Here is a 13,168-nt window from a genome sequence, read left to right as displayed (position 1 = left end):
CGTGTCCTTTTTAGTATTCGTGAGTCCTATCGGATCTCGCAACTCATATTATTCAGTATATATCATATGTTATAAAACTAAATGGCAGATTTTCCTACCTTTTCAACTTGAGAAGCCTATCAGGCTCTCAGATTTTTAATGTCCTTCGATATCTACGCCATCTGCGAGCATTTGTTGTAGCTCTTCAACATGCAACAAGGCACACATTTTTTGCTTTACCATTCCGGCTAACCAAGGTCTTTGACCAGGTGTTGAGCGCCATTTAACGTCATCTCGGTTAAGCCTCTCTGTGCCAAATAGTTTTTCACAGCTTAAGCCCCAAGCACTTTCACCTAACATCACTAAATACTTATAGTCTGGCTCAAATGGCTGGTTTGGCATCACCCATTTAGCGGTATCAACCACACTGAGCTTTTCTTCGCGTTCGATCATAATGCCGGAAAACCAAGGAGGCTTACCAAACAACGGGCTCACTTCGGAGATTCGGTGAATACCTCCAAGCTGAGTAAGCGGTACACCAAAAGTTACCCCTGCCACTTCAAAAAACAGCACCTGAAAGTCGTTATCAGTGTCGATATTTTGCCATTCGGCGGCAGTTGGCTCTTCTTGCGGAGCATGGGAGGTTTCGGTTTCAACCTCAACTTCTTGATCTTCTACCGGCTGCTCTAACTCTTCAACCTTTACCTCAACTTCAACCTCAGGCGCTTGTTCCGGCAACTCTTTAATGGGCAGCAATACCGGTTGCGCTTCTGCGACTGCAGCCACGCGCTGCTCGGCTTCAGCAAACAATTCTTCCAATGGCTTGGTTTGCGGCTCCAGGTGTTGTGCTGCTTTTTCTTGAATTGCTGGTTTTACTTCGGGACGTTTTTCTGGCTCGGGCTCAGATTCAGTAAGTAATGAATCAAAGTAGTCGCCTAGTGCTTCTTCCATCAACTTGTCACTGTTCATAATAGCCCCTGCTCATCTGTCATTTGCAGTAAATGCGCTAATAATGTTTGATAAGCAAAAACGCCGCGACAGTTCTTAATATGATAAGAAGGCGGAGTGTGACGAAGGCTGGCGTCGCGAAACTTAGTGTCGATGGGGATAACCGAATTCCAAATATTTTGGGGGTAAGTTTCTTGTAGCTCTTTAAGCGCTGCCAATGACGCTCTGGTGCGCTTATCATACATAGTTGGAACCACAGTGTAGCGCAAGGGACCGGGGCAAGAGCGCTGCATAATCGCTAAGGTTTTAACCATTCGTTCTAAGCCTTTAATTGCTAAGAACTCGGTTTGTACTGGCACTAACACCCTGTTACTAGCAGCTAAAGCGTTCACCATCATTACCCCTAATACTGGCGGGCAATCAATTAACACATGGTCATATTTATCTTCGACGCGAGATAAGATGCGTTTGAGAATTAGCCCCATACCTTCACGTTGACCTAGCACTTTATCTAACGTTGCTAAAGCCATACTTGCCGGGATAAGGTCGAGATTATCAAATGCAGTGGCCTGAATACTATGAGTAACCATCGCATCATCAATTTGGCTGTTTTGATAAAGCTCGTATAGGGTGCCTTGCACACTATCAACATCAAAACCCAAATAACTGGTTAACGAAGCATGCGGATCGGTATCTAACAACAGAACGCGTTTACCCTGCTGCGCCAACAAACCGGCAAGCGAAATTACCGTAGTGGTTTTACCTACGCCACCTTTTTGATTGGCTACTGTCCAAACTTTCACTATTCTTCCTGCCTTGTTGTAAAACGTACCCCGCCGCCTTCTAAGGGCACAGCTAACATGGTTTCACTGTCTGGTTGTTTTTTCGGTTCTGCTTCCCCTTTTTCCGGTTCTTCAGGACTTACTTCAGCCTTTGGCTGCCATAAAGTTTTCGCTAAGGCGATGACTACTCGTCGGTTTTTGCGATGACTCGTACTCGTCTCATCGGGAGCAAACTCAGCGTAAGCTTCTAATGCCATTCTAGCAGGCGCTACTCCCCTAACTTGCAACTCTCTTAAGACCCGTGTTGCTCGCGCTGCAGATAACTCCCAGTTGCTAGGGTAAAGTTCGCTATCAATGCTGTCTTCATCAGTGTAACCACGAACTCGAATATAGTTATCAACTTGACGTAGCTTTTCTGCCAACACATCAATAACCTGAGCAGCAGGTTTGAGTAAGTACGCACTGCCACTAGCAAAAAACAGTCGACTATCCAGCTCTATAGTGAGCCACTGTTCATCATAACTTATTACTATATCGTCGGTTTTTAGAAAATCTTTAAACTCTGTTGCCAGTTGTTCAGCCAGCTGAATAAATCCTTCATCGTCAGCATTGCTTTTATAATCACTAGTTGCTGGAGTTGCTTCGACACGTTTAAAGACTTCTCCATCTAATATAGATTGTCCGCCAGATAAAATGCCGGCCTCTGAGGAACCTTCTAACTCGATAGCAACAATTTCTTGGTTTGAGACTTTATCGGATTCGAAAAGCGAAATAGCTTGCTGCAATCGGGTTTGTAATTCGGGATATTCATTTTCATTAGCAATGGCCATGGCATACAAAACAACAAACAAGGCAAACATTAGCGTCATATAATCAGCGTAAGACACCAGCCAACGTTCGGTACTTGCGTTCCGCTTTGCCTGCGTGGCGTAGCGATGACGCATATTAGCTAAGTTCCGTATTAAAGCTATGCAAGCGTCGTTGCACTTCCATACTATTGGCACCCTCTGCAATAGAGACTAAGCCGGCCAGAGTCATCTCTTGGTATATTGCTCGCTCTCCTGCTAAAGCACGAAGTTTGTTGGCAATGGGCAAAAACACAAAGTTGGCGAACCCTACCCCATAAATGGTGGCAACAAATGCCACGGCAATTCCTTGACCCAATTGCTCAGGACTAGTTAAAAAGTCCATGGCTTGAATTAGCCCCAATACCGCCCCAAGAATGCCAACGGTTGGGCAATACCCACCCATCGCTTCAAACACTCCTGCTTGTTTTTCCAAGCGATTTTGCTCAAGATCGATTACATCTTCTAGCGACTGCTTTAACTGCTCGGTTTCAGCGCCATCTATCAACATTTCTAAACCTAATACACTAAAGGCATCGGCTTGTTGTCGATGTTTTTCTAATACCAGATAACCATCTTTACGAACTGTGTGAGACCAGCTTAAAATTAGTTGAGTTTGCTTTTTAACGTCAAGTTGTTGATTTTGCCAAACTCGCGGAATGGATTTTATAGCTTGAACAAATTGAGAAGCAGGCGTTTGCAGCATGACCGCGCCAACCGTACCACCTACAACGATAATAAAGGCATGCAAATTAACCAGATCTGAAAAGCTACCACCCGCTAAAGAATGACCTAAACCAACAGCAGAGAAGGCGATAAACACGCCAGCAATGCTAAGTTTATCCATTCCCTATTTCCGCTACAATCGCTTCACAAAAGCGATCAAGAGGTAGTTGTTCAGACGCTAAACCAGCACTAGCAACTGCTTGAGGCATACCATACACCACGCAACTGGCTTCATCTTGCGCCCAAATGGTAGAGCCCTGCTCTTTGAGTAAGCGCGAGCCATCTCTGCCATCGGCCCCCATACCAGTAAGTATCATCGCTAATACATTAGACTGGTGACTCTTTGCTAGAGAGGCAAAAGTAATATCAACACACGGTTTGTAATTTACTTTATCGTTACCATCAATGACCCGTAAACGACCGTAAGATCCTCGACCTTCCACCAACATTTGCTTACCACCTGGTGCTAAATAAGCCCAACCAGGGCGTAACTCGTCACCGTCCTCTGCTTGTTTAACATTGATTCTCGACAAGCTATTGAGTCGCTGAGCAAAAGCCGCAGTAAAAGTAGCCGGCATATGTTGAACCAATAGAATCGGTTTAGAAAAGCCAGCAGGTATTTGAGTAAGAATGGTTTGTAGCGCAACGGGGCCACCAGTGGAAGTGCCGATAGCCACTAACTTATAGCGTTTGCCTGAAGGCTTAAAACGGGCGGTAGCACGCTCTTTTGGTTGTGGGGCTGAAGTAGTTGGCGAAGCTTTTACTGCAGGCCTTGTAGCTGTGCTAGGCCGAACAGGAGTGCTTGGAGCCGGTGCGCTAACACTTCGACGAGCACTAACGCGACGGCGAGCAATAGCTTTAACCCGCTGCTGAAGAAGGCTAACCGCTTCTTCTCTATCACGAGCTATGTCTTCAAACTTTTTAGGAATAAAATCGAGAGCGCCAGCTTCTAGGGCATCAAGAGTGGCCTTTGCGCCTTCGTGAGTTAGTGAAGAAAACATAAGCACCGGGGTGGGATTCTTCGCCATAATTTCACGAACGGCAGTGATACCATCCATTACCGGCATTTCGATATCCATGGTCACTACATCGGGTTTTAGACGAGCGACCATGTCGATGGCTTCACGGCCATTTTTTGCGGTATCGACCACTTCTAAAGAAGGGTCCGCGTTGATGATCTCGCTTACCCGGCGTCGGAAAAAGCTCGAATCATCAACTACAAGTACTTTTATTGCCATGTTAGATTCTTCTTAAAGGCTAGGCTTACATCTTACGAGCGTAGCGTTTCAACAGGCTTGGAATATCAAGAATTAAAGCAATACGGCCATCACTAGTGATTGTTGCACCAGCCATACCTGGAGTACCTTGCAATAATTGATCTAGTGCTTTGATCACCACTTCTTCTTGGCCTATCAGATTATCAACAACAAAACCGACTTGTTGTGGGCCAATTTGTACGATAACCACGTGCCCTTGAGAACTACGCTCTCCAGATTGACCATTTCTAATTAACCAGTCTTGTAAGTAAAACAATGGAATTGCCTTGTCACGAACAATCACGGTTTCTTGACCATCAACTACGTTAGTTTTGGTCAGGTCTAGGTGGAAGATTTCATTCACGCTCGTCAGTGGTAAAGCAAAAGTCTGTTTGCCAACGTCTACCATCAGGGTTGGCAAAATAGCCAAGGTTAGCGGTACTTTAATCTGTAGTGTAGTGCCTTGCCCCAACTGTGAATCAATATCAACTGAACCATTAAGTTGGGTAATGCTGGTTTTCACCACGTCCATGCCCACACCGCGACCTGAGATGTCTGAAATCTCAGTCTTAGTAGAGAACCCTGGCGCAAAAATTAGACTATAAGCATCTTTATCTGGCATGCGAGCAGCGGCATCGGCATCAAGCACGCCGCGCTCAATCGCAATAGATTTTAGCTTATCGGCATTCATACCAGCGCCATCATCCTCGATTTTGAGCAAGATATGATCGCCCTCTTGTGAGGCTGATAAGCGAATAACACCAGTACGAGGTTTACCTGAAGCAACTCGATCGTCTGGCATCTCAATACCATGGTCAACAGAGTTTCGAACTAAGTGAACCAATGGATCGGCCAGCGCTTCAACTAAGTTTTTATCTAAGTCGGTATCTTCACCCACCAACTCTAGGTTAATGTCTTTTTTCAAGCTTCGCGCTAAATCTCGAACTACTCGAGGGAAACGGCCAAACACTTTTTTGATTGGCTGCATGCGGGTTTTCATTACCGCACCTTGAAGATCAGCTGTCACCACATCCAAGTTAGCGGTGGCTTTAGACATATCCTCATCATTACTATTAAGGCCCAAACTCACTAAGCGGTTACGTACCAATACCAACTCGCCAACCATATTCATAATATCGTCTAGAGTGCGGGTATCTACGCGAACTGTGGTTTCGCCTTGAGGTACAGCTTGCTTGGCCGGCGCTTTTGCAGGCTCTTGTTTAGCTGGAGCGGCCTTAGCAGCAGGTTTGGCCGGTGCTGCTGGTTTAGCAGGCGCTTTAGGACTAGCTTCAATTTTTGCAGCAGGCTTAGGCGCAGCTTTAGCTGCGGGCTTAGCTGGAGCGGCCTTAGTGTCTGGTGCTTTGCCTGCACCATGTAGCTGGTCTAGCAGTTTCTCAAATTCATCATCACCAATTTCATCAGCATTTGAACTAGGCTTCGCTACTTCTGGCGCTTTAGGTGCAACCGCTTGTCCAGCACCTGGCGCCTTAGAACCATGCAGTTCATCCAACAGTTTTTCAAATTCATCATCTGAAATATCACCATCGCTGGAAGCTTTTTCAGCTGGAGCGGCGGGAGCAGGTTTTGGTGTTGCGGCCGCAGCAGGTGCGGCTGAGCCATGCAGCTCATCAAGCAAACGCTCAAACTCGTCGTCGGTAATTTCGTCAATATTGCCGGCATCGGCACTTGGAGCCGCAGCTACGGGCTCTGGCTCTGGCTCTGGCTCTGGCTCTGGCTCTGGCTCTGGCTCTGCAGCCACTTCGTCAGCAGACTCTGGGCGAGACAACTGATGTAAGCTTTCGATTAATTCAGGAGACGCAGGTGTTAAAGGCTCGCGTGCTTGAACTTGAGCGAACATATCATTAACTGAATCTAGCGCTTCAAGAATCACATCCATTAGCTCCGGCGATACACTTCTTCCACCATTGCGCAAGGTATCAAAAATGTTCTCAGCTCCGTGACAAACATCAACCAGTTCGGTTAATGACAAAAAGCCTGCCCCACCTTTAACCGTATGGAAGCCACGAAATATGGCATTTAACAAGTCACTGTCATCTGGACGTTTTTCTAAATCAACCAGCTGTTCAGACAGCTGCTCAAGGATCTCCGCCGCTTCTACGAGAAAGTCTTGTAAGATGTCTTCATCTACATCAAACGACATGCGCTACTCCCTTAAAATCCTAAACTAGACAACAAGTCATCAACATCATCTTGGTCGTTAACAACGTCGTCCCTTTGCTCTTTATTTAATATTGGCCCTTCGGCTTCAATAGCAGATTTAGTCACTTTTTTATTTTCTACTACTTCGGCGTTCTCATTTCCAAACAAGGTAAGCATTTCAACCAGACTTTCTTCCACCTCTTGCACCAAGGTGATTACCTTACGAATCATCTGACCGGTTAAATCTTGGAAATCTTGAGCCATCAATATTTCGGTTAACATGCTACGTAGTTTATCGGCATTTGCTGAAGAACTATTAAGGAAAATATCGATTTGGTGACATAGCGCCTTAAATTGGCCGATTTCAATTCTTCGTTCCATCAAACTTTGCCATATAGGCATGATACTGTTGATTTCGTTAGTTAATTGATCGGCAATTGGAAGGCCAGACTCTACTGCGTCCATGGTTTTATTGGCCGCTTGATCGGTCATCTCTATCACATAGTTCAACCGCTCTTTAGCGTCTGGTATTTCTTGATTAGCTAACTCGTTAATTCGAATATCGAGTTTAAATTCATTTAAAGAGTCATGAAGCTGACGAGTGAGCTGCCCAACCTTATCAAATAGCAGGTTAGCTTTTGGAGCACAAAGCTCACTAACAAGTTGATTCGCCTCGGCGACATTTCCTTCTTCAAGTAGCGCAACCAAAGATTTGGCGTCGGCTAATGAAATAATCGGAGTATCTGTGCTCACGCATCTTCCTTTCTTATTGTAGTCTTTCGAAAATCTTATCTAGCTTCTCTTTTAGCGTGGCTGCAGTGAAAGGTTTAACAATATATCCATTTACGCCGGCTTGAGCAGCTTCGATGATCTGTTCACGTTTTGCTTCGGCAGTTACCATTAAAACAGGTAAGTGAGACAAACTTTCGTCGGCACGAATATTTTTCAATAGGTCGATGCCTTCCATTCCAGGCATGTTCCAATCAGTTACTACAAATTCGAAATCGCCGCCTTTAAGCATAGGTAATGCGGTATTTCCGTCATCGGCTTCATGAGTATTGTTGAAGCCAAGATCTCTAAGTAGGTTTTTAATAATCCTTCTCATCGTTGAAAAATCATCAACAACCAGAATTTTCATATTTTTATCCAAGGTACGTCCCCCAACAGGATGTTTTACAAGCCACTAAATAGGCCAAAAATTTATGTAATATAGATATTATGCCTTAATAAACACAATTTTAGTCCATCTTTTACAAGAAATGTAAGGATGAATTTCTCTATTGTGTCCAATCTCGCATTCGAGTTTTAACTCGAGCAAGCGCTTGACTATGAATTTGACTGACTCGGGACTCGCTTACGCTCAATACTTCACCAATTTCTTTTAGGTTAAGTTCTTCATCATAATAGAGGGACAAAACCAGTGCTTCTCTCTCTGGCAGACCTTTAATACATTCGGCAAGAGATTGTTGAAAGCGTTGATTGGCAAAACCTTCAAAAGGTCGGTTTAGTTCTCGACTTTCTTCACTTGATATGACGTCTTCACTCACACCTAAGTCATCGATACCTAAAATGCGTCCGCAATTTACATCAGACAACATTGAGTGGTACTCACTTAAGCTTACGCCAAGCTTTGCTGCAACCTCAGCGTCTTTTGCGTCACCGTTTTTTTCTTTCTCAACTTCTGCAATTGCATCACTGATGGCGCGGCTGTTTTTATGTACCGAACGAGGGACCCAGTCGCCACGACGAATTTCGTCAAGCATAGAGCCACGAATGCGGATGCCGGCGTAGGTTTCGAAGCTAGCGCCTTTTGAACCATCAAAGTTACGTGCGGCTTCGATTAAGCCAATCATTCCTGATTGGATCAAGTCATCAACAATCACGCTAGCCGGAAGCCTAGCCATTAGGTGATGGGCTATCCGTTTGACCAAGTTTGCATGGCGCTCCACCAAAACATTAGTGTCATTAGCGCTGGCATAAGCGGCAACTTTATTCACTAAGCTGTTCTCTATTTTTACGTTGTCCAAACTCGAGAAGGTTCTCGATGAAAAATTCTAAATGTCCACCTGCTTGTTCAGGAATTGGCCAAGTAGAAGCTTTACTTGCTAATGAGCGAAATGCCAAAGATGCAGGAGACTTAGGATAGGCTTCTACCACTACTCGTTGCTTTCTTACGGCTAAGCGCACGTTATTGTCATAAGGAATACAAGATACCAATTCGAGTGTAGCATCCAAGAAGCGATCGGTAACTCGAGTAAGCTTAGCAAACAATTCTTGGCCTTCGCGTAAGCTACGCACCATATTTGCTACTACTTTAAATTTGTAGACACCGTGCTGGTTTGAAAGCAGCTTTATTAGCGCATAAGCATCGGTAATAGAGGTTGGTTCATCACACACCACCACTAATATGTCTTGTGACGCTTTAGCAAAGCTTAGCACCATGTCGGAGATGCCCGCTGCGGTATCAACTAGCAACACATCAATGGGTGTTTTCATGCTGCTAAAAGCACGAATAAGTCCGGCGTGTTCCGCAGGACTGAGTTCTACCATTGATTGAGTACCAGAAGTAGCTGGTGCAATTAAGATCCCATTGGGCCCTTTAACTAATACTTCATCTAAGGTGCATTCACCGGATAAAACGTGAGAGAGGTTTTTAGTTACACGTAAACCGAGCAGCACATCTACGTTTGCTAGGCCTAAGTCGGCATCCAGAACCATTACGCGCTTACCTTGCGCAGCCATGGCTATGCCCATGTTAAGAGTAACGTTAGTTTTACCTACGCCCCCTTTGCCGCCAGTTACAGCGATGACTTTCACATTGTTTTTTTGTTGCATCATTCTTAAGCCGCTAGCTTGGTCAAATTCATTGTCTTTAGAATACATCTGAAACCTTTTGTTGTTCGGTTTCACTAAACCAGAAATGTTGCTGGCTTTGCTTATCGATAACCGATAATGCTTGTTCTATTAATTGGGTAGGCGCAGCTACCGCAATATCTTCAGGCACTTGTTGGCCGTGAGTAACGTAACTTATTGGTAAGGCATGGCGCAAGGTTACATTTAACACTTCACCTAATGCCAAACTTTCATCTAATTTGGTAAGTATGGTACCAGCTAAAGGAATTCGCTGAAATTGGTTCACAGTTTCTTCAATTACCCGACGCTGCGCATTGGCGGACATCACCAAATAGTTGCGAATATTAACGCGGCTGTTTTTTACTAGCTTGTCTAATTGTTCGTGTAAGCGAAGATCTCGTTGGCTCATGCCTGCGGTATCAATAAGCACTAATTTTTTGTCTTTAAACTGATAAAGCAACTGTGAAAGCTCTTCTTCATCATTGGCGACGCGTACGGCGCAGCCCATAATTTTTCCGTAAGTAGCTAGTTGTTCATGAGCACCAATACGGTAGGTATCAGTAGTAATCATCGCCACACTTTCGGCGCCATGGCGCATTGCAAACTGTGCTGCTAACTTGGCGATGGTGGTTGTTTTTCCAACGCCAGTTGGGCCAAGCAACGCAATAGCCCCACCCTTTAACAAAATCTCATCTTGGCCAACCGGTAGTTGATTGACTAATAATTCGCGTAAATGCTGCCAGCCTTCTTGAACGCCGAGCTCTTCGGGAATGTATCCAGCTATTTGGTCGGCCATGTCTTCATCAAAACCAACTTGCTGCAACTGCTTAATTAACATCGCGCGCACCGGCTCTTGGCGCTCTACTTCCTGCCACATTAATCCAGATACTTGATGCTCAAGTAACTTGCGCATGGCGGCCATTTCTTTTTTAAGTTCGCCGACTTCGTTGCTAGCAGCTGCTGATGCTGAATTAGCTGGTTGTCCACCAAGAGACGCATTAGTTGGTTTATTTGATAATGAGCCTTGCTGCGCCCAACCTTGTTGTTGAGCTAAAGAGCGTGGCGCTTGAACAGTGCGAGGGCGCTGCTGTTGCTGTTTTTGCTGAGACTGTTGCAAGTTTTCTTGCTGACGCTTTTGATGGCGCTGCATAAAGTTGGTTAGGTTATCTTTCAAACTGGCATTTTCGTCAAAATCATGACTTGGATGCTGTTTTGTTGGCGCTTTTTTGGCAGCACCAGCATTCATAGACGACAAATTGACGCTATCTTCAGGCAATTCTCTATCGTTTTTAGGCGCAGCTTGTTTAGCGCTAGAAGGTTCAACCGCAGCAACAATTTCAATGCCACCGGTTACCTTTTTGTTAGACATGATAACCGCATCGCTGCCAAGTGTTTCCTTCACTTCGGCTAGTGCGGTTCGCATATCTTTTGCAAAAAAGCGTTTCATTTTCACTGTTCACCTTCCTTTTGCTAATTCTCTGAAGCTACTGCCCCACTGAACTCACAATTCGTATTTGTTTATCTTCTGGCACTTCTTGATAAGACAGAACCCTTAATGCAGGCATTGCTGTTTTAACAAATCGAGACATGCTTGAACGTAGTATGCCCGAGGTTAACAAGATAGCGGGTTGACCGGCCATTTCTTGGTTTTGACACGCCTCCGTTAATGATACTTGGAGTTTCTCTGCCAAACCTGGCTCCATACCTGCGCCATCGTTTCCTGCCGCTTGCATAGACTGATGCAATATCTGCTCCAAGTCTGGAGACAAAGTAATTACAGGAAGTTCGGCCTCGCTGCCAATCAACTCTTGAACGATTAAACGTTTTAACGAAATACGACAGGCGGCGGTAAGAATATCGGGGTCTTGGCTCTTAGGCCCATATTCAACCAAGGTTTGAACAATGCTGCGAACATCACGAATAGGCACACCTTCATTCAGTAGGTTTTGCAGTACCTTAACCACCGTAGACAAAGTCATAGTGTCTGGCACTAGGCCTTCAACCAATTTAGGCAAGCTGCCGCCTAGCATATCAAGTAGGTTTTGAACTTCTTCGTGGCCAAGTAGGCTGGCTGCGTTGTTAGTAAGAAGCTGACTTAAGTGGGTCGCAACAACCGTGGCAGAATCAACTACCGTGTAACCCAATGTTTGCGCATGTTCGCGCTGCTCGGTAGCTACCCAAGCAGCTTCTAAACCAAAGGCTGGATCTGTGGTGGCTTGGCCTTCAATTTTACCAAATACCTGACCTGGGTTGATCGCCATTTCGCGGTCGTGGAACACTTCCGACTCACCGTAAGTCACGCCCATTAAGGTTATTCGATACTGATTAGGGCCTAAATCTAGGTTATCTCGAATATGTACAGCAGGCACCAGAAAGCCTAAATCTTGAGATAACTTCTTACGCACACCTTTAATACGCGCCAATAATTCGCCGCCTTGAGATTTATCCACCAATGGAATTAAGCGATAGCCTACTTCAAGACCAATCACATCAACCGGTTGAACATCATCCCAACCTAGCTCTTTTGGCTCACTGCTCACATTAGAACTGGAAGAAGCAGGTTGTAATGCAGTCTCGGCGGCTTTCTTAGCATCGCCTTTATGTCGCATCCACGCAGCACCTAAACACACCGCTGCACAGCTCAAAAAAGCTAAGTGAGGCATGCCAGGCACAATGCCCATAATGAAAAGAATCGAGCCACAAATAATCATTACTCGTGGATCTTTGAACATTTGTAAGCTTACCTGCTCACCCATATCCGCTTCGGTATTTTGGCGAGTAACCACTAAGGCAGCAGCGATAGATAACAGTAAAGACGGGATTTGCGCAACTAAGCCATCACCAATAGTCAGTAAAGTGTATACCTCCGCAGCTTGAGAAAAGGTTAGGTCATGCTGGGCCACACCAATAATAAACCCACCTAAGATATTGATGAATAGAATCAATATGCCGGCTATGGCATCACCTTTAACAAACTTACTAGCACCATCCATTGAACCGTAAAAATCGGCCTCATTGGTTACATCAGCGCGGCGTTCACGGGCTTGTTCTTGGTCGATAATGCCAGCATTTAAGTCAGCATCAATCGCCATTTGCTTACCGGGCATGGCATCCAAGGTAAAGCGGGCACTTACTTCTGCTATACGGCCAGCACCTTTTGTTACTACTACAAAGTTGATAATCATCAAGATCAGGAATACCACCAAACCAACAGCGTAGTTCCCGCCAATAACCACTGAACCAAAAGCTTCAATTACATTACCAGCAGCATTTCCACCATTATGCCCTTCTAACAAAACAACTCGAGTAGAGGCAACGTTTAGGGCCAAACGTAATAAAGTAGCAATTAGCAACACGGTGGGAAACACCGCAAAATCTAGTGGGCGCTTAGTATAAACAGCAACCAATAACACCACTAAGGCAAGAGAGATATTGAAAGCAAACAGAATATCCAATAGCCATGCGGCCATTGGTAAAACCACCATGCCTAAAGTAGCTAGCACTACCATAGGCGTGCCAAAGCCCTTTATAACATTGACATCAACTTTTTTTAGATCTTGAAGCTTAAAGCTGGTGAGGCGATTGATGATTTCCATAAATGACGAAATACTGACTTCCT

General features: G+C 45.0%; 12 protein-coding genes. All 12 read right to left on the bottom strand.

What is annotated here, in order from left to right:
• Positions 1 to 135 precede the first annotated feature (135 nt).
• The 12 genes from OV592_RS08050 to flhA all read right to left on the bottom strand — a co-directional run bounded on the left by OV592_RS08050 (position 136) and on the right by flhA (position 13,145).
• Complete coding sequence (locus OV592_RS08050) at positions 136 to 948, bottom strand: chemotaxis protein CheW (RefSeq protein ID WP_406611021.1); 813 nt, start codon at positions 946 to 948, stop codon at positions 136 to 138.
• Positions 945 to 1,730: a ParA family protein gene (locus OV592_RS08045; RefSeq protein WP_406611020.1), complete on the bottom strand. Its 786-nt coding sequence runs from the start codon at positions 1,728 to 1,730 to the stop codon at positions 945 to 947. The genes OV592_RS08050 and OV592_RS08045 overlap by 4 nt, the downstream gene beginning before the upstream one ends.
• Positions 1,730 to 2,653 carry a flagellar motor protein MotB gene (locus OV592_RS08040; protein ID WP_406611019.1) on the bottom strand — a complete coding sequence of 308 codons (924 nt, stop codon included), beginning with the start codon at positions 2,651 to 2,653 and terminating at the stop codon, positions 1,730 to 1,732. The genes OV592_RS08045 and OV592_RS08040 overlap by 1 nt, the downstream gene beginning before the upstream one ends.
• 1 nt (position 2,654) lies before the next feature.
• Positions 2,655 to 3,401, bottom strand: coding sequence for a flagellar motor protein (locus OV592_RS08035; protein ID WP_406611018.1), 747 nt, complete (start codon positions 3,399 to 3,401; stop codon positions 2,655 to 2,657).
• Positions 3,394 to 4,518, bottom strand: a complete 1,125-nt coding sequence (locus OV592_RS08030) for a chemotaxis response regulator protein-glutamate methylesterase (RefSeq protein ID WP_406611017.1) — start codon at positions 4,516 to 4,518, stop codon at positions 3,394 to 3,396. Before OV592_RS08030 ends, OV592_RS08035 begins: the two co-directional genes overlap by 8 nt.
• 25 nt (positions 4,519 to 4,543) lie before the next feature.
• Positions 4,544 to 6,697 carry a chemotaxis protein CheA gene (locus OV592_RS08025; protein ID WP_406611016.1) on the bottom strand — a complete coding sequence of 718 codons (2,154 nt, stop codon included), beginning with the start codon at positions 6,695 to 6,697 and terminating at the stop codon, positions 4,544 to 4,546.
• 11 nt (positions 6,698 to 6,708) lie between these two features.
• Positions 6,709 to 7,449 carry a protein phosphatase CheZ gene (locus OV592_RS08020; RefSeq protein ID WP_016401696.1) on the bottom strand — a complete coding sequence of 247 codons (741 nt, stop codon included), beginning with the start codon at positions 7,447 to 7,449 and terminating at the stop codon, positions 6,709 to 6,711.
• A gap of 13 nt (positions 7,450 to 7,462) precedes the next feature.
• On the bottom strand, positions 7,463 to 7,846 hold the full coding sequence (gene cheY / locus OV592_RS08015) for a chemotaxis response regulator CheY (RefSeq protein WP_084681816.1): 384 nt from the start codon (positions 7,844 to 7,846) through the stop codon (positions 7,463 to 7,465).
• A gap of 127 nt (positions 7,847 to 7,973) precedes the next feature.
• Positions 7,974 to 8,693, bottom strand: a complete 720-nt coding sequence (locus OV592_RS08010; RefSeq protein WP_016401698.1) for an RNA polymerase sigma factor FliA — start codon at positions 8,691 to 8,693, stop codon at positions 7,974 to 7,976.
• On the bottom strand, positions 8,686 to 9,579 hold the full coding sequence (locus OV592_RS08005; RefSeq protein WP_016401699.1) for a MinD/ParA family protein: 894 nt from the start codon (positions 9,577 to 9,579) through the stop codon (positions 8,686 to 8,688). The genes OV592_RS08010 and OV592_RS08005 overlap by 8 nt, the downstream gene beginning before the upstream one ends.
• On the bottom strand, positions 9,569 to 10,996 hold the full coding sequence (gene flhF / locus OV592_RS08000) for a flagellar biosynthesis protein FlhF (protein ID WP_406611015.1): 1,428 nt from the start codon (positions 10,994 to 10,996) through the stop codon (positions 9,569 to 9,571). Before flhF ends, OV592_RS08005 begins: the two co-directional genes overlap by 11 nt.
• A 37-nt stretch (positions 10,997 to 11,033) precedes the next feature.
• On the bottom strand, positions 11,034 to 13,145 hold the full coding sequence (flhA, locus tag OV592_RS07995; protein WP_406611014.1) for a flagellar biosynthesis protein FlhA: 2,112 nt from the start codon (positions 13,143 to 13,145) through the stop codon (positions 11,034 to 11,036).
• Positions 13,146 to 13,168: the final 23 nt, after the last annotated feature.

The sequence above is a fragment of the Agarivorans sp. JK6 genome (assembly GCF_045277145.1).
Lineage (GTDB): Bacteria > Pseudomonadota > Gammaproteobacteria > Enterobacterales > Celerinatantimonadaceae > Agarivorans > Agarivorans albus.
Note: the sequence above shows the minus strand (reverse complement) of the source record. Positions and strands in the feature narration are given on the sequence as shown.

Coding starts and splice junctions, on each gene's coding strand:
- OV592_RS08050 (WP_406611021.1), bottom strand. CDS start 948: ATGAACAGTGACAAGTTGATGGAAGAAGCACTAGGCGACTACTTTGAT.
- OV592_RS08040 (WP_406611019.1), bottom strand. CDS start 2,653: ATGCGTCATCGCTACGCCACGCAGGCAAAGCGGAACGCAAGTACCGAA.
- OV592_RS08035 (WP_406611018.1), bottom strand. CDS start 3,401: ATGGATAAACTTAGCATTGCTGGCGTGTTTATCGCCTTCTCTGCTGTT.
- OV592_RS08030 (WP_406611017.1), bottom strand. CDS start 4,518: ATGGCAATAAAAGTACTTGTAGTTGATGATTCGAGCTTTTTCCGACGC.
- OV592_RS08025 (WP_406611016.1), bottom strand. CDS start 6,697: ATGTCGTTTGATGTAGATGAAGACATCTTACAAGACTTTCTCGTAGAA.
- OV592_RS08005 (WP_016401699.1), bottom strand. CDS start 9,579: ATGTATTCTAAAGACAATGAATTTGACCAAGCTAGCGGCTTAAGAATG.
- flhF (WP_406611015.1), bottom strand. CDS start 10,996: ATGAAACGCTTTTTTGCAAAAGATATGCGAACCGCACTAGCCGAAGTG.
- flhA (WP_406611014.1), bottom strand. CDS start 13,145: ATGGAAATCATCAATCGCCTCACCAGCTTTAAGCTTCAAGATCTAAAA.